This window comes from Streptomyces sp. NPDC056452 (assembly GCF_042796085.1).
Taxonomy (GTDB): Bacteria; Actinomycetota; Actinomycetes; order Streptomycetales; family Streptomycetaceae; genus Streptomyces.
On sequence record NZ_JBHTRI010000030.1, the window covers coordinates 1 to 21536 of the forward strand.

A 21536-nucleotide genomic window follows, 5' to 3' on the forward strand; every position below is an offset into this window, starting at 1 on the left:
GCCCCCGGCAGCACATGCTGCCGGGGGCGCCTCCTCATGTCCGGGTTCAGCGGCCGCGCAGCCGTTCCGCGAGGTCGCGCACCGCGTCGGCGGCCCGTCGCTGGAGCAGGGGACCGAAGGTGATCCGTGCGGCGCCGAGCTCGCCCAGCCGACGGGCGTCGGACGGCCCGTCGGGTGTGCCGTTGGCGTTGAGCGGAACCGGGACGGCGGCGGCAAGACGGGGAAGGTCGCCGGCCGGGGCGGTGATCGGGTAGACGCAGTCCGCGCCGGCGGCCGCGTAGAGCCGGGCGCGGGCGATCGTCTCGGCGACCACGTCCGTACCGGCCGGAACACCCCTGATGTACGTGTCGACGCGGGCGTTGACGAAGAGACGGCCCTCCGCCGCGGAGCGCACCTCCGCGAGTCGGTCCGCGTGCCGCTGCGGGTCGAGGAGGATCCCGTCGGCCGAGTCCTCCAGGTTGCAGCCGACCGCACCCGTCTCCAGCAGGCGTTCCACGAGTTCCGCCGGGGCCAGACCGTAACCGGCCTCGATGTCCGCAGACACGGGAACGGACACGGCGCGCACGATCCGGGCCACCGCCGCGAACATCTCGGCGGCGGGCGTGTGCCCGTCCTCGTGTCCGAGTGAGGCGGCGACGCCGGCGCTCGGTGTCGCCAGCGCCGGAAAGCCGGCGTCGGCGAAGGCGCGGGCACTCGCGGCGTCCCACGGACCGGGGAGGACCAACGGGTCGCCCGGCGGGCGGTTGTGGTGCAGGGCGCGGAAGACGGACACCGGTTCGCTCATGGGGATCACCGCCGTCTCAGTGCTTGATGTCGCCGGGCGTGTAGTGGCCGGGTACCTGACGGGTGGACACCCCGAACCGGTTCCACGCGTTGATCACCGTGATGGCCGCGATCAGCTGGCTGAGCTCGGCCTCCTCGAACTGCTTGGCGGCCTTCGCGTACACCTCGTCCGGTACGAACCCGTCGGTCAGGACCGTCACGGCCTCCGTCAGTTCGATCGCCGCCAGCTCCTTCTCCGTGTAGAAGTGCTGCGACTCCTCCCAGGCGCTGAGCTGGAGGATCCGCTCGACGGACTCGCCCGCGGCGAGAGCGTCCTTCGAGTGCATGTCCAGGCAGAGGGCGCAGCGGTTGAGCTGCGAGGCCCGGATCTTCACCAGTTCGAGCAGCGTCGGGTCGAGCCCCTTACGCGAGGCGGCGTCCAGCCGGACCATGGCCTTGTAGACATCGGGGGAGAGTGTGGCCCACTGCAGTCGGGCGGGGTGCTCGGGGGCGTGGCTGTGTTCGTTCGTCGTCATGCCTACGACGCTACGGCTCCGGTGGCGCACCGGTATGGTCCATTTCCATGACGGATTCCTGGGCCGCTTTCGGGGCCGACCTGCACATCGAACCGGTCGGCGCGGGGTTGCGGAGCGGGCTGATGAACGCACTGCGGGAGGCTGTCCGCACGGGGCGGCTGGCCCCCGGCACGCGGCTGCCCTCGTCCCGTACGCTCGCCGTCGATCTCGGGATCGCCCGCAACACCGTCGCCGACGCCTATGCCGAACTCGTCGCCGAGGGCTGGCTCACCGCGAAGCAGGGTTCGGGGACGAGGGTCGCGCAGCGGGCCGCCCCGCGCCGCCCGACCGCGCGGACGGCGAGATCCCCGCAGGTACGGCGCCGGCCCGCCTACAACCTCATGCCCGGATCCCCCGATCTGTCGGCGTTCCCCCGCACCGAGTGGCTCAAGGCTTCCCGGCGCGCCCTGACCGCCGCGCCCAACGAGGCCTTCGGCTACGCGGATGCCCAGGGGCGCATCGAACTGCGCACCGTGCTGGCGGACTACCTGGCGCGGGTGCGCGGTGTGGACGCCGACCCGGAACGCATCGTGATCTGCTCCGGGTTCGTCCACGGGCTGATGCTGATGGGGAAGGTGCTGCGGAAGCGGCGGGTCAAGGAGACCGCGGTCGAGTCGTACGGTCTCGACATCCACTGGAACCTCCTGTCCGAAGCGGGACTGCGCACCCCGTGCCTGCCGGTGGACGGGCTCGGGGCCAGGACCGGGGAACTGGGCGGGATGCGAGGCGTCGGCGCTGTGCTGATGACGCCCGCGCACCAGTTCCCGACGGGGACGCCCCTCCACCCCGACCGGCGGGCCGCGGCGGTCGACTGGGCGCGGTCCGCGTCGGGCCTGATCCTGGAGGACGACTACGACGGGGAGTTCCGCTACGACCGCCAGCCGGTGGGCGCACTCCAGGGGCTGGACCCGGAACGGGTCGTCTATCTGGGGACGTCCAGCAAGTCCCTGGCACCGGGGCTGAGGCTGGCCTGGATGGTTCTGCCGGAGGGGCTCGTGGGAGAGGTGTGCGAGGCGAAGGGGGGCTTCGACTGGATGTCCGGGACGCTGGACCAGCTGACACTCGCCCAGTTCATGGAGTCGGGGGCCTACGACCGCCATGTGCGCGCGATGCGGCTGCGCTACCGGCGCCGCCGCGACCAGCTCGTCGAGGCGCTCGCCGAGCGCGCCCCGGACATCCGCGTGAGCGGCATCGCCGCCGGACTGCACGCGGTGCTCGAACTCCCCGAAGGCACCGAGCGGTCGGTGGTCCAGGCGGCGGCCTGGCAGGGACTCGCGATCGAGGGACTGTCGCGCTTCCGGCACCGGGACGCGGCGGCGGGCCGGGACGGACTGGTGATCGGCTACGGATCTCCGCCGGAGAGCGCCTGGGCCGGCTCGCTGGACGCGCTCTGCCGGGTGCTGCCGTAGGCGTGGATGTCCGGACAAACGGGAGTGCGTGAGCACCTGATTTCAGTCGAGCCGGTCGGGCATCTAATCTGACTGCGTCCAGTGGCTCGTGGGTACGACGGGGGAGAACAGAAAATGGTCAGGCGCAGGCTCAGGTCGGGCACCGTGGTGCTCGGCGGCATGGGGGTGCTCGCGGCGACGCTCACCTCCTGTGGTTCGGAACCGGACCGGCGGTGCGTCGACCCGGTGACCCAGGAAATACTGCCGAGTTACGAGTGCAGTGACAGCAACGGCAGCGGTTCGTACTACTACGGCGGCAGCAGCTCCCACAACAAGGTCTCCGGCGGCAGTTTCAACAAGTCCGCGGTCGAGCGCAGCGGATTCGGATCCTCCGGCTCCGGCGGCGGCTGAGCCGTCATGGAGCGCCGCACCATCGAGCCGCGTCCCGGCTGGCAGGAGACCGTGGAGGAGCAGGGGCTGATCTACCCCCTGACCCGCTACCCGGACGGATCCCTGCGCCCGTACTGGGACGAGAGCGCCTACTACGTCTTCTCGCTGCCCGAGGTCGAGGCGCTCGAAGAGGTCGTGGAGGAGCTGCACACGATGTGCCTGGCCGCCGCCGGGCACATCGTCGAACAGAACCGCTTCGCCGATCTGGGCATCACCGACCCGCGGCTGGCGGGCCTGATCGCCGAGTCGTGGCGCCGCCGCGCCGAACTCCCCTCCCTGTACGGCCGGTTCGACCTGCGGTACGACGGGACCGGTCCGGCGAAGATGCTCGAGTACAACGCGGACACCCCGACCTCGTTGGTGGAGGCCGCCAGCCCCCAGTGGTTCTGGATGGAGGACCGCTTCCCGGGCGCGGACCAGTGGAACTCCCTTCATGAGCGCCTCGTCGACGCGTGGAAGCGGCAGGCCCCGCTGCTGCCGCCCGGACCGCTGTACTTCGCCCACTCCGACGGGGACGAACTGGGCGAGGACCTGATGACGGTCGCCTATCTGCGGGAGACCGCCGCGCAGGCCGGGTTGGAGACCGAGGCACTCTCCGTAGAACAGATCGGCTGGGACCGGCTGGCCGGCCGGTTCGTGGACGAGCGGCTCCGCTTCATCCGCAGCTGCTTCAAGCTCTACCCGTGGGAGTGGCTGGCGACCGACCGGTTCGGGCCGCATGTGCTGGACACCCTCGACAACGGGGGCGGAACCGGCACCACCTGCTGGATCGAGCCCGCCTGGAAGATGCTCCTCTCCAACAAGGCGCTCCTGGCCGTCCTGTGGGAGCTGTACCCCGGTCACCCCAATCTGCTGCCCTCCTATCTCGACGGACCCCGCGAGCTGGCCGGGCCCGGGGGAGCGGGCTATGTCGCCAAGCCCCTGCTCGGCCGGGAGGGTGCCGGAGTCACCATCCACGAGCCGGGCAGCGAACCCGTGCTGCGCGACGAACCCTGCTGCTACCAGGAACTGGCGCCGCTGGCCGACTTCGCGGGCAACCGTGTCGTCCTCGGAGCCTGGGTGGTCGAGAACGAGGCAGCCGGGCTCGGCATCCGGGAATCGGCGGGGCTGGTCACGGACGAATACGCCCGCTTCCTGCCCCACGTCATCCTCTGACAGCCCACAAGCAGCCGACGGTCCCCGCTGACCGGAAGCCCCCCCCCGCTGAGCGGAAGCCCTCCCCGGGCGGCCGGGCCCCGCCCGACCGGAGCCTTCCCCGGGCGGCTGTGCCCCGGTCGGCTCGGTCGGGCGCTCAGCACACCGCAGACGCGGACGCGGACCTCAGGCGCTCAGCACGCCGCGGAGCTGGTCCAGGCCCCAGTTCAGATCCTCCTTGCTGATCACCAGGGGAGGGGCGATCCGGATCGTCGAACCATGGGTGTCCTTGACCAGCACCCCGCGATCCATCAGCTTCTCCGAGATCTCCCTGCCCGTCCCGAGCCTCGGGGAGATGTCGATCCCCGCCCACAGTCCGCGGCCCCGGACGGCTTCCACCGCCCCCTCGCCGGCCAGCAGCCCCAGCTCGTGGTGAAGGTGGTCACCCAGCTCCGCCGCCCGCTGCTGGAACTCACCGGTGCGCAGCATCGCCACCACCTCCAGCGCGACCGCGCAGGCCAGAGGATTCCCGCCGAACGTCGATCCGTGCTCACCCGGCCGAAAGACACCGAGCACCGCCGCCGACGAGACCACGGCCGACACCGGCACGACACCACCGCCCAGCGCCTTGCCCAGCACATACATGTCGGGTACCACGCCCTCGTGCTCACACGCGAAGGTCTTGCCGGTGCGGCCGAGCCCCGACTGGATCTCGTCCGCGATGAACAGAACGTTCCGCTCCCGGGTCAGCTCCCTGACCCCGGGCAGATAGCCCGGCGGCGGCACCAGCACCCCGGCCTCGCCCTGGATCGGCTCGATCAGCACCGCCACGGTGTTCTCGGTCATCGCCTCACTGAGCGCGGTCAGGTCCCCGTACGGCACGATCTCGAACCCCGGCGTGTACGGGCCGAAGTCCGCCCGCGCCTCCTGGTCCGTGGAGAAGCTGACGATCGTCGTCGTCCTGCCGTGGAAGTTGTCGGCGGCAACGATGATCTTCGCCATGCCGTCCGGGACACCCTTGACGCGGTATCCCCACTTGCGCGCGGTCTTCACCGCGGTCTCCACCGCCTCCGCTCCGGTGTTCATGGGCAGCACCATCTCCATGCCGCACAGCTCGGCGAGCTGCGTACAGAAGTCGGCGAACCTGTCGTGGTGGAAGGCGCGCGAGGTCAGGGTCACGCGCTCCAGCTGGGCCTTGGCCGCGTCGATGAGGCGCCTGTTGCCGTGTCCGAAGTTGAGGGCGGAGTAACCGGCGAGCATGTCGAGGTAGCGGCGGCCCTCGACATCGGTCATCCAGGCTCCGTCCGCGGAGGCGACGACGACCGGCAACGGGTGGTAGTTGTGCGCGCTGTGCGCCTCGGCGGAGGCGATGGCAGTTTCCGTGGTCGACACGGGATCTCCGTTCGTCGTGCGGCGTGGGCGGGGTGTGCCCACTTTGTATCGTCGGTCGGATCCGGGACGAGGAAACCTTTACTGCGCGGCGCGCCTTGGAACCCCGGTGCACCGCTTCCTGCCGCTGTCCACGCCGCTCAGCGGTCGAGCAGCTCCTGACGCCGCCCCGGCTCGCGTCGACCGCCCCTCGGACGCAGGGCCAGGGTGAGCACCGCGCCCGTCGCGAGCCCGGGTATCGCCCACCACCAGTGGTCGAGGCGCTCGTACGGCCCCGCGTCCCCTGCCGCGGCAGCGGCCGCGAGAGCCGTCCCGCCGGGGGAGGTCACGCCGTCCGGTGACGGCGCGTCGCCGGCCGGGGCCCCTGCGGCGGGCGCCTGGGCGCTCTCGCTCTCCCAGGGACGGGGATACAGCGCGGGTCCCGCCTTGTCCGGGCTCGTCCTGCCCATCAGACCGAGTGCGTCCAGGAGGGCGACCAGCTTCCTCGGCTCGGCGGCGCGGTGCCAGAGACCCCGGTAGGTGGCCGGCACCTGCGCGGCCGTGTGTATCCAGACGGTGTCGGGGTCGGCCCCGGGGAACACCCGGTCCGTCCGGGTCGGCTGCAGGTCGAGCGCCATCCATGTCACGTTGATCTGCCGGGTCGCCACGGAGCCGTCCAGCGACGGAGGCTGGAGACGGTCGCCCTTGTCCGGTGGGCCCAGCAGACCGGACAGCCGGCCGAACCTCGGATCCGATACGTAGAGGGCGGCGGCCTCGCCGCTCGACGGTGAGGTGACCAGCACGCTCGTCTGCCCGCCCGCCACCGCGCTCGGCGCGAGCAGCACGCCCAGCCCGAGGACCGTCACCAGAACGGCGAGACGCCGCACCCACCCCCGCCACTCCTGTCGCTGTCGCATGTGTCGTCCCCCTGCCTGTGGCCGGTGCGGACCCTCCGGACCGGACACTTCTGATACACCGCCGGGCCCTTCGAGGTTCCGTCCGGAAGCCGGTTGATTTTCCGGTCCGTCCAGAGGCCGTCCAGGGTTCAGAGCGTGGACTCGGCGACCGCGCGCGCCCGCTCCTGCGAGTCGACGCCTTCCAGCCGCAGCGTCATCCGACCGTCCCGCACCCACAACAGCGTCGGCCCTGCGGTCCGTTCGGACCGGACCCACCGCAGACCGTCCTTCCCGACCATCCCGAAGTCCAGCTGATGGGGCTGCGCAAACCACAGAGCCTTCGTCCGGGGACCGGTGTCGTCCGTGCCCAGCTCCAGCCACTTCGGCTGTATGCGGACCTGCTTGGTGAAGTACGGATCGAGACCGGACGCGAACTCGTCGAGCCGAACGGTCCGCCCCCGCTCGTGCCAGCACAGGGTGACCATCCACCGGCCCTCCGGCAGGCCTGTCACGGCCACCGCGTCCGGTGCGCCGAGCTCGCCGGGGACGACCGGCCGGAAGCCCGCTCGCCGGGCCGCCTCGGCGATCGGCACCGACGCGGTGCAGTCCGGGGCATCCGGCTCCCCGGCCGCATCCGGCGCGCCGCTGCTGCCGGCGTCCGGTGCCCGTGACGCCTCGGCCGGACCGGGGGGCTCAGCCGTCGGTGCGTACCGCACCTGGACCCCGCCGAAGTCGAACCACTCCACGACCGCCGCTCTGACGGGGGGCGTGAGCACCAGCACGACGAGCAGACCCGAGAGGGCGGCAGTCAGCATCCGTGCGTGCCTGCGGGCCCACGCCCCGGTCCGCTCCCGCAGACCCGGTGGCTCGCGCACCGGTGTGGGCGCCGCTTCGGCGACGATCTGCGCCAGCACGCGCTCGGCCATCGTGCGGCCGTCGGTCGCCGGCACGTCCAGGCCGCGGCCCAGGGCCAGCAGCTCCGCCCGCAGCCGCGCCCGGTCTCCGTCGGGCTCCGGCCCCGGGCGATCGCGCTCCGGCCCCGGGCGATCGCGCTCCGGCCCCGAGCGCACCGGATCGTCCATCTCAGCCATCCCTCTCACCTCCTTCGGTTCCCGGTCCCGGTCCCAGCTGCCCGCCGAGCCGCTGTTCCAGCTTCTTCAGTCCGCGGTTCAGACGGGACTTCACCGTCCCGCGCGGCCAGCCCAGCGCCAGCGCGGTCTCCGCCTCGTCCATTTCGAGCAGATAGCGGCAGGTCACCACCTGCCGCTGCTCCTCCGTGAGCTCTTCCAGCGCGGCCGACAGCAGGGTCCGCCGCTCCTCCGCCAGCGCCGCCACCGCGGGATCCGCCGCATCGGGTATCAACGGGTCGGCACCCTGAAATCTGGCCTCGCGCCCGGCCACCGCCCGTGCGCGCCCCGCCGACCGGACTGTGTTTCTCGTCTCATTCACCACGATCCGCAGCAGCCACGGACGGAAGGACGCACCGTCCCGGAAACGCCCGAGCGCTCGGTACGCCTTGAAGAACGCGGACTGCACCACGTCCTCCGCGTCGGCCCCCGCGCCGAAGGCCACGGCCGCCCGCAGTGCGACACCTGTGTGGGCGCGCACGAGCTGCGCGTATGCCTCCGCCTCGCCGGCGCGCACACGAGCGATCACCGCAGCCTCGCCGTCGGCCGTGTCCCCTGGCGGCCCACCGGACTGTCCTCCGGCACGCCCGACGACACCGCTCCCGGCCCTGTCGTCGACGGTGCGGCCCCCCTCCGGCCCTGGCTGCAGGGCCCCCTCCCGCGTCCTCACACCTTTCATACACCGGCTGCCGGAGATCGGTTCCATACCTGAGACAATGAGTTCATGGCCTCTGATCGACCCCGTGTGCTCTCCGGAATCCAGCCCACCGCAGGCTCGTTCCACCTCGGCAACTACCTCGGCGCGGTCCGCCAGTGGGTGGCGCTGCAGGAGTCCCACGACGCCTTCTACATGGTGGTGGACCTGCACGCGATCACCGTCCCGCAGGACCCCGCGGAGCTGCGTGCCAACACCCGGCTCGCCGCCGCCCAGCTGCTGGCGGCGGGGCTCGACCCCGAGCGGTGCACGCTCTTCGTCCAGAGCCATGTGCCCGAACACGCCCAGCTCGGCTGGATCATGAACTGCCTCACCGGCTTCGGCGAGGCGTCCCGCATGACGCAGTTCAAGGACAAGTCCGCCAAGCAGGGCGCCGACCGGGCGACCGTGGGCCTCTTCACCTACCCGGTGCTGCAGGTGGCCGACATCCTGCTCTACCAGGCCAACCAGGTCCCGGTCGGCGAGGACCAGCGCCAGCACATCGAGCTCACGCGCGACCTCGCCGAGCGCTTCAACGGCCGCTACGGACAGACGTTCACCATCCCGGCGCCGTACATCCTCAAGGAGACGGCGAAGATCTTCGACCTCCAGGACCCGGCGGTCAAGATGAGCAAGTCGGCGTCCACGCCGAAGGGCCTGATCAACCTGCTGGACGAGCCGAAGGTCACCGCCAAGAAGGTCAGGAGCGCGGTCACCGACACGGACACCGTCATCCGCTTCGACGCGGAGAAGAAGCCCGGCGTCAGCAACCTCCTGACCATCTACTCCACCCTCACCGGGACCGCCGTCGCCGACCTCGAACAGAAGTACGAGGGCAAGGGCTACGGCGCGCTGAAGACGGACCTCGCGGACGTCATGGTGGAGTTCGTCACCCCGTTCCGGACCCGCACCCAGGAATATCTGGACGACCCGGAGACGCTGGACTCCATCCTGGCCAAGGGCGCGGAGAAGGCCAGGGCCGTCGCCGCCGAGACGCTGGCGCAGACGTACGACCGTATGGGCCTTCTGCCGGCGAAGCACTGAGTCCAAGGACCCTGGCGAGATCACGGCCCGAGGGTTCACACTGGCGTCGGCACGACCGAAAACCGACCATCGACGATTGAGGAGAACGATGTGGGGACCGTAACGCTTGGCGTTTCGATCGCGGTCCCGGAGCCCTACGGCAGCCTGCTCCAGGAGCGGCGCGCGAGCTTCGGGGACCCTGCCGCGTACGGCATTCCCACCCACGTCACCCTTCTCCCGCCGACGGAGGCCGAGGCGGCCGACCTGTCGGCGATCGAGGCACACCTCGCCCAGATCGCCACGGCCGGCCGCGCCTTCCCGATGAGGCTGTCCGGTACGGGTACCTTCCGCCCGCTGTCACCGGTCGTCTTCGTCCAGGTCGTCGAAGGCGCCTCGGCCTGTTCCTGGCTCCAGAAGCGGATCCGGGAGGCCTCGGGGCCGCTGGTGCGCGAGCTCCAGTTCCCGTACCACCCGCATGTGACCGTGGCGCACGGTATCGCGGAGGACGCGATGGACCGCGCGTACGAGGAGCTCTCCTCGTACGAGGCGGCGTGGACCTGCGGTTCCTTCGCGCTGTACGAGCAGGGCGCGGACAGCGTCTGGCGCAAGATCAACGAGTTCCCGTTCGGGGCCGGCGGCGGCGCACCCGCCGTGCCGGCCCAGGGCGGCTGCTCCGTGGACCAGCCGTCCCTGCACCCCTGAGCGGCCGACCGCCGCGGTCCCCGCAGTCCTGACACAGCGCCGGTCCCGCCCCGCCGGACCGGCTGCCCCGGTGCGCTGTCAGACCGGCAGCCGCCGGAACAGCGGGCGCGGGACATGCCGCAGCGCCGACATCACCACCCGCAGGGCGCCGGGCACCCACACCGTCTCCGAGCGCCGCCTCAGGCCCGTCACGATCGCGTCGGCGACCGCGCCCGGAGTCGTCGCGAGCGGAGCCTCCTGACGGCCTGCGGTCATCTTCGACCGTACGAAGCCGGGGCGTACGACCATCACATGCACCCCCGTACCGTGCAGCGCGTCCCCGAGTCCCTGCGCGAAGGCGTCCAGGCCCGCCTTGCTCGACCCGTAGATGAAGTCGGCGCGCCGGGCGCGCTCGCCCGACACCGAGGAGAGCACCACCAGCGATCCGTGGCCCTGCGCCTGGAGTGCGCCGGCGCACACCAGGCCGGCGGAAACCGCCCCCGTGTAGTTGGTCTGGGCGACCCGGACCGCGGAGAGCGGATCCTCCTCGTCGCGCGCCTGATCGCCGAGGATGCCGAAAGCCAGCAGCACCGCGTCGATGTCACCCTCGGTGAAGAGCTTTCCGAGCACCTCCTCGTGCGACTCCGTGTCGAGCGCGTCGAAGGCGACGGTACGCACGTCCGCCCCCAGCTCCCGCAGATCGGCGGCGGCCCTCTCCAGGGCGGGGGAAGGCCGGCCGGCCAGCCGGACCGTGCGGGTACGGCGGGAGATCAGGCGGCGCGCGGTGGCCAGGCCGATCTCCGAGGTGCCGCCGAGGACGAGCAGGGACTGCGGGGCACCGAAGGCGTCCTTCACGAGAAATCTCCTAGCAACGGCAGAGCGGACGGCAGGGGGGCGGACGACGGAGCGGACGGCAGGGGGGCGGACGGCAGAGCGAGCGGCGGAACGGACTGTGCGGCAGACGTGCGGAGAGCGGTGGACGCGGCGAGAGCGACAGACGTGCAGAGCGGTAGACGGACAGGCAGCGGTCAGAGCGCGAGACGGCGGGACAGGTCCGACCGGAAAGCCCCCCGCGGGTCCAGCTCCGCCCGCAGGGCGCGGAATTCGGGCAGCCGGGGGTACATCGCGGCCAGCGTTTCCGGCCGCAGCCGTGCGTCCTTCGCCAGGCAGACCCGGCCGCCGGCCGCCGCCACCTCGTCGTCGAGGCCGTCCAGGAGGCGCGCCAGGCCGGGCAGCCCGGCGGGCAGGCCGAAGGAGAGCGTCCAGCCGGGTACGGGGAACGACAGCCAGCCCGGACCGCCTTCGCCGAACCGCCCGAGCACGGCGTCGAACGCGGGACACCGGCGCGCCGAGATCCGCCCGACGATGCGGTGCAGGGTCTCCTCCTGGCCGTACCCGACAGCGAACTGGTACTGCACGAAGCCGTTGCGGCCGTAGAGGCGGTTCCACTGCGGGACGGCGTCCATGGGGTGGAGGAAGGCGGAGATCTTCTGCAGCTCCCCGGAGCGGAACACCCGTGCGCTGCGGTAGCGGAGCTCGTTGAAGAGCGCTGCGGAGGTCCGGCCGAGCAGTCCATCCGGTACGAGGGCGGGCGGTGTGGCGGACAGCTGTCCCGGGCGGAACACCAGCGGTGTGCGCCGGGCGCGCGCCGGGAGCGCACTGAGTGGTGCGTGCTCCCCCCGGGTGATGATGGCGCGCCCCCTCGCCTTCCCGCGCGCCAGAAGGTCGATCCAGGCCGTCGCATACGGCGCGCTGTGTCCGCAGGACGCGAGGCGGGCCAGTGTCTCGTCCAGATCGGCGGCCCGCTCGGTGTCGACCGTCATGAGCGAGGTCGCGACGGGACGGAACCGGAGCGTCGCGGAGAGGATGACCCCGGTCAGGCCCAGGCCACCCGCTGTCGCGTCGAACAGCTCGGTGCCGGGCAGCACCGTGTGTACCTCGCCGTCGGCGGTCAGGAGTTCCAGCGAGCTCACATGCCGGGTGAAGGAGCCGGCGGCCGGGTGGTTGCTGCCGTGGATGTCTCCGCCGATCGCCCCGCCGACGGTGACATGGCGGGTCCGGGGGGTGACCGGCACGAACCGGCCGAGCGGCAGCAGGACGGTCATCAGCCGGTGCAGGCTCACCCCGGCATCGCAGACCACGGTGCCGGTGTCGGCGTCGAACGTGCGGATCCGGTCCAACGCGGTCATGTCGACGACCGAGCCGCCCGCATTCTGGGCCGCGTCGCCGTGGGCGCGGCCCAGCCCGCGGGCGACGACACCGCGGGGCCCGCAACCGCGCACGGCGGCGACGGCCTCTTCGTAGGTACGGGGGCGAAACCGCAGAGCGGTCGTCGGGGCGGTGCGGCCCCAGCCGGTCATGGACACCGTGTCGACGGACATGAGGGTGACCGTATCGCCCGAGAAAACCCATTTGAGGGATTTGTTACAGCGCTCACCGAAATGGGTGATTGGTGGCTCGGGAGGACCCTGACGCCGGTTTTCTCCGCCCAGGGGGGTACGCGTACGTCATGGACTGGCTGAAAAAACTCCCCGTCATCGGGCCGCTCGTCACACGGCTGATGATGACGCACGCCTGGCGCTCCTACGAGACGCTGGACCGGGTCCACTGGACGAGGCTGGCCGCGGCCATCACCTTCATCAGCTTCCTCGCGCTCTTCCCGCTCATCGCGGTCGGCGCGGCGATCGGTGCCGCGCTGCTCTCCGACGAGCAACTGGACAAGATCAAGGACAAGGTGGCCGAGCAGGTGCCGGGCATCTCGGACCAGCTCGGCATCGACAATCTGGTGGCCCACGCGGGCACGGTCGGGCTCGTCGCCGGTGTGCTGCTGCTCTTCACCGGCATCGGCTGGGTCGGCGCGATGCGGGACTGTCTGCGTGCCGTCTGGGAGAAGGACGACGTGGACGAGGGCAACCCGGTCGTCCGCAAGCTCAAGGACGCCGGCCTGCTGTTCGGCCTCGGAGGCGCTGCGCTCGTGACGCTCGCCGCCTCGACCGTCGGCTCGACGGCCATCGGCTGGACGGCCGATCTGCTGGGCATTCCCGAGGGCGGCGCCGGCGGCGTGCTGCTCCAGGTGGCCGCCGTGGCGGTCGCGGTGTTCGCGGACTTCCTGCTGCTGATCTACCTGCTGACCCTGCTGCCCGGCGTGGAGCCGCCGCGCCGTCGGCTGATCGTCGCGGGGCTCGTCGGAGCAATCGGCTTCGAGCTGCTCAAGCTGCTGCTGGGCAGCTACATGAAGGGCGTCGCGGCGAAGAGCATGTACGGCGCCTTCGGCGTGCCGGTCGCGCTCCTCCTCTGGATCAACTTCACGGCGAAGCTGCTCCTGCTCTGCGCCGCCTGGACGGCGACGCCGAGCAAGGACGAGGGCGCGACCCGTTCCGTCAGCGACGGGGGAGACGACGCACCAGATCGGGCAGCGGCCAGCGCCGGTTGACCAGGAACACGCCTGCCCCGAGGACCACCAGCAGCCCGCCGACGATCGACAGCGCCGTCCACACCCCGCTGGTGCCGGTGGCAGCGGTGGTCGCCGCGTGCTTCTTCCCGGCACCGGTCCCGGTCCCCGACCCGGCCTTGCCCGCGTCCGCGGCGCCTTCCTGCTGGGCTCCCTTGCCGGTCCCGGTGGCGGCGGACTTCGGAGGGACCAGTTCGCCGACCGGGGTCACCTTGCCGCTCGACGCGAAGCCCCAGTCGAGCAGACTCGCGGCCTCCTTGTAGACGGCGTGGCTCTCGTCGGACGACGGGTTCATGACGGTGACGAGCAGGACCTTGCCGTTGCGCTCGGCGACTCCGGTGAAGGTGTTGCCCGCGTGCGTGGTGTAGCCGTTCTTGACGCCCGCGATGCCCTTGTACGGCTCCACACCGATGTCACCGGTGATCAGCCGGTTGGTGTTCTGGATCTCGAAGGACTTCCGCTTCTTGCCCTTCTTCTGCTCACCGGGGAACTCGGCGGTCGCCGTCGCGCTGTACTCCCGGAAGTCGGCCTTCTGGAGACCGCTGCGGGCGAACAGCGTCAGGTCGTACGCGCTGGAGACCTGGTTCGGGGCGTCGTAGCCGTCCGGCGAGACGACCGTCGTGTCGAGCGCCTGCAGTTCTTCGGCGTGCCTCTGCATGGCCGCGACCGTCGCGGGCACGCCGCCGTACATCGAGGACAGCACGTGCACCGCGTCGTTGCCGGAGCGCAGGAACACGCCGAGCCACAGGTCGTGGACGGTGTAGGCGTGGTCCTCCTTGATGCCCACCAGGCTGCTGCCCTGGCCGACACCCGCGAGCTCCTCCTCCGTCACCATGTGCGTCATGGTCTTGGGCTGGAGCGCGGGCAGGACCGTGTCGGCGAAGAGCATCTTCAGGGTGGAGGCGGGCGGCAGCCGCCAGTGGGAGTTGTGGGCTGCGAGTACCTGGCCGTTCTCCGCGTCCGCGACGATCCACGAGCGTGCGGTGAGGTCCTTGGGCAGGACCGGCGCGCCGCCGCCCAGGTTGACCTGGGTACCGACCTCCCCGAGCTGCTTGCCGCCGACCGTCGACATCGGCCCGGTCGGCTTCGGCTGTTTGTCGTCGGTCTTGTCCTTATCGGCCGCGACCGCGGGACTGACGACACATACGGACAGCAACGCGGCGGAGAGGACCGTCAATACGGTCTTTTTCAGAGCAGGCACGGTCGGAAACGTACATGGCGAAGCTGAGGATGGGGACCCGGATGCTCTGACCCGCCGTGCATACCGCCGGGACAGCCCACCCCGGGCGACCGCGCCGGAGGGCGGCGGCGATACTGAATCCATGAAGCTCAGCCGCCCCGTCTCCTGGTTCCTGCTCGCGTTCGGGGTGTGGAGCTGGTTCATCTGGATCACTTTCGCCAAGAACTTGTGGAAGGACGGCAGCGGACTGGCGTTCGATGACGCGGGTGACCCGACTGCGTACTTCTGGGTCCATCTCCTGCTCACCATCACGTCGTTTCTTCTGGGGACGGCCGTCGGAGTCATCGGGTTCCGTGGTGTCAGGGCTTTGCGCCGCGAACGCACATGACAAGCCGGGCAAAGGCGAAGGTCCGGGCACGGTCGGGAGCGGGCACACAGGTGGGCGGGGGAGCGTAAGTGGTTCTGGTCTTCGCAGGGGTGGCCGTCGCGGTCCTCGCGCTGCTCGTAGGCGTGCACCGTTACGTGTGGCGCCGGTTCGTCGGTGACACGACGGCGAAGGGCGGTGCGGCGCGCCGCGTCGGCACGGTCGCACTGTTCGTGCTGCCGATGCTGAGCGTCGGCGCTCTGGTCTCGAGCCGTGCCGGCGTCCCCTTCTGGGTGCAGCAGGTGCTGGCCTGGCCGGGCTATCTGTGGCTGGCCGCGCTGCTGTATCTGACGCTGGCTCTGCTGGTGGGCGAGGCCGTACGTCCTGTCCTGCGCCGGGTGCTCGCTCGCCGGGACGCCAGGAGCGCGGCTGCGGAAGTCACTGCCGCGGGGACCGGCGATGCGCGTGCCGAGCCGGGCACGGCTTCCCGCACCGAAGCCGCCCCCGCCTCCGCCTCCTCCTCCGGTCCCGCTTCCACTTCCGCGTCCGGAACCCGTACGGAAGCCGAGCCCCGTACGGAAGCCGAGCCCCGCACCGAACCCGAACCCCGCACCGAACCCGAACCCCGCACCGAAGCCGAGGCTCCCGCCTCCCCGCCCGTCGCCGACCCCTCGCGGCGGCTGTTCGTCGCCCGCGCCGTCGGTGGCGCCGCCGCCCTCGCCGGGCTGGGCACCGTCGGATACGGGACCTACGGCGTGCTGCGCGGCCCCCGGGTCAAGCGGATCACCGTGCCCCTGGCCAAGCTGCCGCGCTCCGCCCACGGCTTCCGGATCGCCGTCGTCAGCGACATCCATCTCGGTCCCGTCCTGGGCCGGGCGCACACCCGGCGCATCGTCGACTCGATCAACGCGACCCGGCCCGATCTGGTCGCTGTCGTCGGCGACCTCGTTGACGGATCGGTCGCCGACCTGGGCCGCGCGGCCGAGCCGCTGGCCGGGCTCGAGGCACGGCACGGCAGCTACTTCGTCACCGGCAACCACGAGTACTTCTCCGGTGCCGCCGAGTGGGTCGACCACGTCCGTGAGCTGGGCCTGCACCCGCTCGAGAACGCCCGGGTCGAGATCGGCGGCTTCGACCTCGCCGGCGTCAACGACGTCGCGGGCGAAAGCGAGGGTCAGGGCCCCGACTTCGCCGCCGCGCTCGGTGACCGTGACCGCGGCCGCGCCTCCGTCCTGCTCGCACACCAGCCCGTCGTCATCCACGACGCCGTCGAGCACGGCGTCGACCTCCAGCTCTCCGGCCACACGCACGGTGGTCAGCTCTGGCCCGGCAATTTCCTCGCCGAGCTGGCCAATCCCACCGTTGCGGGGCTGGAGCGCTACGGCGACACCCAGCTCTACGTCTCGCGCGGTGCGGGCGCCTGGGGCCCGCCGGTACGCGTCGGCGCCCCCTCCGACATCACCGTGGTGGAGCTCGCTTCCAAGCAGGCCTGAGCGACGCACAGTCGGACGCGCAGGCCGACGCGCAGGCGGACGTACAGAACGACGCACAGGCCGACGACGTACAGAGCCGTGCCTCCGATCAACGGCCCCCGAGCCGTGCCTCCGAGCGGCGCCCCCGACCGACTTCCGGGGCGCCGCCCGAGCAACTGCCGTGCCCGAACACGGAAATCACACGGCACCCTCACGCGCAGCAACGAAAGTGCCTGATGGGAGGCTGTGGCGCGCCCCTTTCGGCCCGTATCTCGGCGTATATCGAGCAAGAGCCTGTGAGTGCACGATTTGCTCTTCCAGATGTGAAAATCGTGTGATTGGGTGGGTGCGAACATGCGGCAATGTGTACATCTATGCACATGGGTCGTGGCAGGGCTGTTAAGGGAGAGCACGGCACATGCGGTTGGTCCGTATACGGATACTCGCGATTCTCGCGGTACTGGTCATCGCAGGCTTCGGTGCCTGGCAACTGCTCCCCTCGGACGAGGTGAGCGATGCCCCGATCGTGGTCGGCACGTCGGACGAAGTCACCTCCCTCGACCCGGCCGGTGCGTACGACGCCGGTTCCTGGGCGATCTACAGCAACCTCTACCAGTCCCTGATGACCTTCAAGTCCGGGGCGATCGTGCCGGAGCCCGACGCCGCCGAGAGCTGCGCCTTCATCGGCCAGAAGCTCCAGACCTACCAGTGCAAGCTGCGGGGCGACCTGACCTTCTCCAGCGGCCGCAAGGTCACGGCTGCCGACGTCAAGTACTCCTTCGAGCGCATGCTCAAGATCGAGACGGACGTCGGCCCCGCGGTGCTCTTCCCCAGCCTCGACACCATCGTGACCGAGGGCCGCACCATCACCTTCAACCTTTCGGCCCGGGACGCGACCTTCCCGCAGAAGCTCGCCACGGGCGCCGGATCCATCGTCGACCCCACCCAGTACCCGAAGGACAAGCTCCGCACCGGGAACCAGGTCGACGGCTCGGGGCCGTACGTCCTGAAGTCGTACGAGCCCGGTGTCCGCGCCGAGTTGGTGCCCAACCCCAAGTACAGGGGTGCGCTGAAGAAGACCGGTGCCCCGGTCGACATCCGCTACTTCAAGGGATCCGACGAGCTCCAGACGGCCTGGACGGCCGGGGACGTCGACGTCACGCACCGTCAGCTGCCCGCGGACAGGCTCTCCGCGCTCGACCCGGGTGACCCCGAGCAGCGCGTCACCGAGGCCGAGAGCGCCGAGATCCGCAACCTCGTCTTCAACGTCCGGTCCGGTGCGCCGCTCGCCGACAAGAAGGTCCGCCAGGCCATCGCGTGGATCATCGACCGCGGCCCGCTGGTGTCCGACGTCTACAAGAGCACCGTCGATCCGCTCTACTCGCTGATTCCCCAGGGCTACATCGGGCACAGCACCCCCTTCTTCGACGCCTACCCGGAGCCCGATCCGGTCAGGGCGAGGAAGCTGATGGAGCAAGCCGGCGTGGAGATCCCGCTGCACATCACCTTCGCCCACCGCGACGACGACGCGAACAAGGAGGAGACCGCCGAGCTGGTCCGCCAGCTGGAGAAGGACGGACTGTTCAAGGTCACGGAGAAGGCGGTGGAGTGGCAGGCGTTCCAGAAGGGGTACGCGGCCGGTGCGTACGACGCGTACACCGTCGGCTGGCTCCCCGACTATCCGGACCCGGACACGTTCAGCCAGCCCCTGGTCGGCCGCGACAGCAGCCTCCACAACGGCTACGTCAGCACGAGGATGGACGCGCTGATCGCCGCCACCCAGCAGTTCGGCGACCGCAGCCGCACCTCTGCCGACTTCAAGGAGCTGCAGGAACTGGTCGGCGAGGACGTGCCGCTGGTCCCGCTGTGGCAGAAGAAGGACTACGTCGTCAGCAAGTCGACCGTGTCCGGCTCCCAGTACCTTTCGGACGGTACCGGGATCTGGCGCCTGTGGGAGCTCAGCCGGATTTGACGTCCGGTGCCGGGCGCGCCGCAGCGCCCGGCATGAACTCCACCAGCACGTCATGGAGTTGCCGCACGAGAGGCCGCAGCACCCGGAAGCGGGAGAGTGCGATCGCCCGTGCTGCGATCGGCGCGGTGCGCTCCACGAGCCGGCGGCTGCGCTCGGTGCCCTCGGTCCGGTCGTAGACCCAGAACAGCACCAGCCCCATCTGCATCAGCCACATCAGCTGCGGAAGCAGTTCGGCGAGTTCCGGGTCGTGCTTGGTGCTGGACCCGGCAAGGCACCGCTTGTGTACGGAGATGGCCGCCTCGCGTGCGGCGACGGACTCCTCCGAGAACGGGGACAGCGGACTGTCCGGGTCGGCGGCGTTCTTGAAGAACTGGGCGGCGAAGCGGTGGTACTGCTCCGCCACGTCCAGCCAGCAGAGCAGGACGCCCCTGATCCGTACGGCGAGATCAGGGTCCCCTTCGAGGACCGGCCGGACCGCCGCCTCGTGTTCGGCGGCGATCCGGTCGTAGAAACCCTGGACCAGGTGTTCCTTGGAGGAGAAGTAGTAGTAGGCGTTCCCGACGGAGACGCCGGCCTCCTGGGCGATGGCCCGCATCGTCGTCTTGTCGTAACCGCGCTCCTCGAAGAGTCTGAGTGCGGTCTCGAGAATCAGAGTGCGGGTCTGCTCACTCTTCTGGGCCTTGACCGCCTTGGCGGCCTTGCCCTCTCCGGCCGGCTTCGCCGCGTTCGCGTCAGCCACGTTCTTCTCTTCCTTCACCACGGTCCCAAGGCTAACCGGGAGATCCGTCCGCCGGATCCGGCACCGCACAGCGGCCGTCGCCCTCGCCGCACGGCTGTGCCGTCACGGACCGGTACTTCGCCGCGGCGAGCACGGTCGCACGGGCGAACGGGCGGCCCATGGGCGTGGCCAGCCAGTGGGCCTTCGGGCGGTGTTCGGCCAGGGCCCAGAGGCAGACGATCCAGGCGTCGGTGGAGCGGTAGATCTGTCCCCGGTCGCCGACCACCGTGATCTCGTCGAGCGTGCCCGCGTGGTCGAGCCCGGGGAAGCGGCGCTGCGCCTCCTGCGAACCCGCCGGGACGAGATCGAGCGGAACGAGCTGGCGCCGGCTCCGCAGCCAGTGCCGCAGATGGAGGCAGAGCGAACACCGGTCGTCGTAGAGCACCGTGAGCCGGGTCACCGGGACCGGCACGGCCGGGTTCTCCGCGTACCGGGTCGGTTCGGCCGGGGTGGGCGTGACCGGGATGTGCGTCACGGCCCGCTCACTTCCCGGCGGCTGGTGCGGCCCACGGCCCCTGGCCGCCCGGGCCCGCCCAGCCCTGCGGCGGCACGGGCGGTGTCTGCTCCCGCTCCATGAGGCCGCGGCGGCGGATCTTGTTCAGTACGTAGACGTTCCCGAGGTGCATCACGCCCAGGACCAGCAGGACGACGCCGACCTTCACCGACAGTGCCTCGAAGAGCTGGCGGGCGTCGGTGACCCCGTCGGCGTTCTTCAGGTAGAGGGTCACGAAGCCGAGGTTGACGAGGTAGAAGCCGACCACCAGCAGGTGGTTCACGGCCTCGGCGAGCTTCTCGTTCCCCTGGAGCACATCGGCGAGGAAGACCTTGCCGTTGCGGCTGAGCGTGCGGGCGACCCAGATGGTGAGCGCCACGCTGATGAGTAGGTAGATGACGTACGCGAGCACAGTGAGGTCCATGCCCCACCCTCCCTTGAACGCGTTCAAAAAGCTGATGACATGACTGTAGACCTGTCTTTGAACATGTTCAAGTGATGCTCCGAGGGCATGCCGGAGCTCGGTGTGCCCGACAGTCCGGGAAGGGTGAGGGGGAATCAGGAACTCAGGGCCCCGGCCATGGCGTGCCACCCGCCGTCGGCGGGCGCCGCGTTGCGAGGGGAGACGTGCGCGCGCTCGGGCCGGTGCCCGCGCGGCCGCTGCCGGATCCGGGCTGCCGGTGCCGGGCGCGGCCACCACCGGAACCCGTTCGGCTGCCGGGGGCGAGCCGGGCAGACCGCCGCAGCCGCCCACCGGGCGGGGAGGACGGGCGCTCATGCGGCCCTGCGTGCGCTGCAGGGGCCTTTGGCGGGTCTGCGCAGGGGGCCGGGGGCTTCATATGCCCAACGACCGCCCGGGGCCGCGCAGCCGCGCCGACGGCCGGCCCGCAGGCCGGCCGGATACGGGGAACCGGCCGCCCGTCGTAGTTACGGGGCAGCCATCCCGCGTCTGTCGACCTCGACCTGGGTCAGGCGCTCATCGAACGGGCGGTGTTGACCTGGGCCATCACCATCTGGAAGGTCTGGGGGCCCGTCGCCGGAATCATCGTCGAGTGGTGCCGGCCCCCGCTGGTGACGGTGACCTGGACGAAGCCGGTCGTCTTCTTCTCCTTCATCAGGAGGAAGAGCAGACCGATCAGGCACAGCAGCGCGAAGATGATCGCCAGCACGATCGCCACGGTCGGAATCTTCTCCTCCGTGCGCGACATGTCGGTCGCCGTCCACACCGCGCCCTTGAGGGGCATCGTGCCGGACGGCGTCACGATCGAGTCGTTCATGACGGTGATGTCACCGAACGACAGCATCGGGACCCCGCCGCCCCCGGGCTGCATCCCGTGCTGCACCGGCAGGTTGAAGCCGGGCTGGGTGGGCTGAGCGGCGGCCGGATAGCCGTACCCGGGACCGGGCTGCGCCGCCGAATCGGGCAGCGGCTGCGGATAGCCGTACGCCGGAGTGGCACCCGGCGCCGCCGGGTAGCCGTAGCCCTGTCCGTCCGGCATCGTGGGCGGGTTGCCCGGTTGCTGGGGCGGGCCCCACTTGTATGAGTCGTCCGCGTACGGATTCGGATCGCTCACAACGTTCCCCGTTCTCCATCAAGACTTCTTCTCCCGTGCTGTGCTGCGCCGGGAGTGGCGAGCCGGTCACCGACTCCGCATGACCGTACCGTCCATGCTCCGGTGACGCACCAAGAGGCCCCGCTTCCCGCACAGTCCGTGCGCAAAACGGGGC

General features: G+C 70.7%; 22 protein-coding genes. 9 read left to right on the forward strand and 13 right to left on the reverse strand.

The window, feature by feature from the left end:
- Nucleotides 1-46: 46 nt before the first annotated feature.
- Nucleotides 47-784 (reverse strand): isocitrate lyase/phosphoenolpyruvate mutase family protein, encoded by a 738-nt coding sequence (locus tag ACFQ6X_RS26270; protein ID WP_383184879.1) that lies wholly within the window; start codon nt 782-784, stop codon nt 47-49.
- Nucleotides 785-800: 16 nt separating this feature from the next.
- The gene (locus tag ACFQ6X_RS26275; protein ID WP_383184880.1) at nt 801-1298 is read right to left on the reverse strand and encodes a carboxymuconolactone decarboxylase family protein; all 498 of its coding nucleotides are present in this window, start codon (nt 1296-1298) and stop codon (nt 801-803) included.
- Nucleotides 1299-1345: 47 nt separating this feature from the next.
- On the opposite strand from ACFQ6X_RS26275, the gene ACFQ6X_RS26280 reads away from it, so the two are divergent.
- From ACFQ6X_RS26280 to ACFQ6X_RS26290, 3 genes are all read left to right on the forward strand, one after another.
- Nucleotides 1346-2746: a PLP-dependent aminotransferase family protein gene (locus tag ACFQ6X_RS26280; protein WP_383184881.1), complete on the forward strand. Its 1401-nt coding sequence runs from the start codon at nt 1346-1348 to the stop codon at nt 2744-2746.
- A 114-nt stretch (nt 2747-2860) separates the two neighbouring features.
- Complete coding sequence (locus ACFQ6X_RS26285; protein WP_383184882.1) at nt 2861-3136, forward strand: hypothetical protein; 276 nt, start codon at nt 2861-2863, stop codon at nt 3134-3136.
- A gap of 6 nt (nt 3137-3142) precedes the next feature.
- Nucleotides 3143-4330 (forward strand): glutathionylspermidine synthase family protein, encoded by a 1188-nt coding sequence (locus tag ACFQ6X_RS26290; protein WP_383184884.1) that lies wholly within the window; start codon nt 3143-3145, stop codon nt 4328-4330.
- 165 nt (nt 4331-4495) lie between these two features.
- On the opposite strand, the gene rocD is transcribed toward ACFQ6X_RS26290, so the two are convergent.
- The 4 genes from rocD to ACFQ6X_RS26310 form a co-directional block, all read right to left on the reverse strand.
- The gene (gene rocD, locus ACFQ6X_RS26295; RefSeq protein ID WP_383184885.1) at nt 4496-5701 is read right to left on the reverse strand and encodes an ornithine--oxo-acid transaminase; all 1206 of its coding nucleotides are present in this window, start codon (nt 5699-5701) and stop codon (nt 4496-4498) included.
- Nucleotides 5702-5838: 137 nt separating this feature from the next.
- Complete coding sequence (locus ACFQ6X_RS26300; RefSeq protein WP_383184887.1) at nt 5839-6594, reverse strand: hypothetical protein; 756 nt, start codon at nt 6592-6594, stop codon at nt 5839-5841.
- 128 nt (nt 6595-6722) lie between these two features.
- A complete protein-coding gene (locus tag ACFQ6X_RS26305; protein ID WP_383185023.1) occupies nt 6723-7655 on the reverse strand; it encodes a hypothetical protein in 933 nt (310 codons plus the stop codon).
- Between the two features lies 1 nt (nt 7656).
- Nucleotides 7657-8406, reverse strand: a complete 750-nt coding sequence (locus tag ACFQ6X_RS26310) for an RNA polymerase sigma factor (RefSeq protein ID WP_383184888.1) — start codon at nt 8404-8406, stop codon at nt 7657-7659.
- 18 nt (nt 8407-8424) lie between these two features.
- On the opposite strand from ACFQ6X_RS26310, the gene trpS reads away from it, so the two are divergent.
- Together trpS and ACFQ6X_RS26320 are read left to right on the forward strand one after the other, a co-directional pair.
- A complete protein-coding gene (gene trpS / locus ACFQ6X_RS26315; RefSeq protein ID WP_329208132.1) occupies nt 8425-9438 on the forward strand; it encodes a tryptophan--tRNA ligase in 1014 nt (337 codons plus the stop codon).
- Between the two features lie 90 nt (nt 9439-9528).
- A complete protein-coding gene (locus tag ACFQ6X_RS26320; protein WP_383184890.1) occupies nt 9529-10119 on the forward strand; it encodes a 2'-5' RNA ligase family protein in 591 nt (196 codons plus the stop codon).
- A gap of 78 nt (nt 10120-10197) precedes the next feature.
- Here ACFQ6X_RS26320 and ACFQ6X_RS26325 read toward each other — a convergent pair whose 3' ends face one another.
- A complete protein-coding gene (locus ACFQ6X_RS26325; RefSeq protein WP_383184891.1) occupies nt 10198-10953 on the reverse strand; it encodes a decaprenylphospho-beta-D-erythro-pentofuranosid-2-ulose 2-reductase in 756 nt (251 codons plus the stop codon).
- Nucleotides 10954-11126: 173 nt separating this feature from the next.
- Nucleotides 11127-12479 (reverse strand): FAD-binding protein, encoded by a 1353-nt coding sequence (locus ACFQ6X_RS26330; protein WP_383184893.1) that lies wholly within the window; start codon nt 12477-12479, stop codon nt 11127-11129.
- 128 nt (nt 12480-12607) lie between these two features.
- Here ACFQ6X_RS26330 and ACFQ6X_RS26335 point away from each other — a divergent pair, with 128 nt between their 5' ends.
- Entirely contained in the window at nt 12608-13531 is a 924-nt protein-coding gene (locus tag ACFQ6X_RS26335; RefSeq protein WP_383184894.1) for a YihY/virulence factor BrkB family protein, read from the forward strand.
- Here ACFQ6X_RS26335 and ACFQ6X_RS26340 read toward each other — a convergent pair.
- Nucleotides 13479-14750, reverse strand: a complete 1272-nt coding sequence (locus ACFQ6X_RS26340) for a D-alanyl-D-alanine carboxypeptidase family protein (protein ID WP_383184896.1) — start codon at nt 14748-14750, stop codon at nt 13479-13481. The genes ACFQ6X_RS26335 and ACFQ6X_RS26340 overlap by 53 nt on opposite strands.
- Before the next feature lie 121 nt (nt 14751-14871).
- Here ACFQ6X_RS26340 and ACFQ6X_RS26345 point away from each other — a divergent pair, with 121 nt between their 5' ends.
- The 3 genes from ACFQ6X_RS26345 to ACFQ6X_RS26355 all read left to right on the forward strand — a co-directional run bounded on the left by ACFQ6X_RS26345 (nt 14872) and on the right by ACFQ6X_RS26355 (nt 18537).
- Nucleotides 14872-15117, forward strand: a complete 246-nt coding sequence (locus ACFQ6X_RS26345; RefSeq protein ID WP_329208122.1) for an SCO4848 family membrane protein — start codon at nt 14872-14874, stop codon at nt 15115-15117.
- Between the two features lie 74 nt (nt 15118-15191).
- The gene (locus ACFQ6X_RS26350; protein ID WP_383185025.1) at nt 15192-16586 is read left to right on the forward strand and encodes a metallophosphoesterase; all 1395 of its coding nucleotides are present in this window, start codon (nt 15192-15194) and stop codon (nt 16584-16586) included.
- A 397-nt stretch (nt 16587-16983) separates the two neighbouring features.
- Nucleotides 16984-18537, forward strand: coding sequence for an ABC transporter substrate-binding protein (locus ACFQ6X_RS26355; RefSeq protein WP_383184897.1), 1554 nt, complete (start codon nt 16984-16986; stop codon nt 18535-18537).
- Here ACFQ6X_RS26355 and ACFQ6X_RS26360 read toward each other — a convergent pair.
- The 4 genes from ACFQ6X_RS26360 to ACFQ6X_RS26375 all read right to left on the reverse strand — a co-directional run bounded on the left by ACFQ6X_RS26360 (nt 18524) and on the right by ACFQ6X_RS26375 (nt 21382).
- The gene (locus ACFQ6X_RS26360) at nt 18524-19297 is read right to left on the reverse strand and encodes a TetR family transcriptional regulator (RefSeq protein ID WP_383184899.1); all 774 of its coding nucleotides are present in this window, start codon (nt 19295-19297) and stop codon (nt 18524-18526) included. The two genes, ACFQ6X_RS26355 and ACFQ6X_RS26360, sit on opposite strands and share 14 nt — an antisense overlap.
- Before the next feature lie 10 nt (nt 19298-19307).
- Nucleotides 19308-19715: a thiol-disulfide oxidoreductase DCC family protein gene (locus ACFQ6X_RS26365; protein ID WP_383185027.1), complete on the reverse strand. Its 408-nt coding sequence runs from the start codon at nt 19713-19715 to the stop codon at nt 19308-19310.
- 82 nt (nt 19716-19797) lie between these two features.
- Nucleotides 19798-20232: a hypothetical protein gene (locus ACFQ6X_RS26370; RefSeq protein ID WP_329208119.1), complete on the reverse strand. Its 435-nt coding sequence runs from the start codon at nt 20230-20232 to the stop codon at nt 19798-19800.
- Nucleotides 20233-20776: 544 nt separating this feature from the next.
- The gene (locus tag ACFQ6X_RS26375; protein WP_383184901.1) at nt 20777-21382 is read right to left on the reverse strand and encodes a hypothetical protein; all 606 of its coding nucleotides are present in this window, start codon (nt 21380-21382) and stop codon (nt 20777-20779) included.
- Nucleotides 21383-21536: the final 154 nt, after the last annotated feature.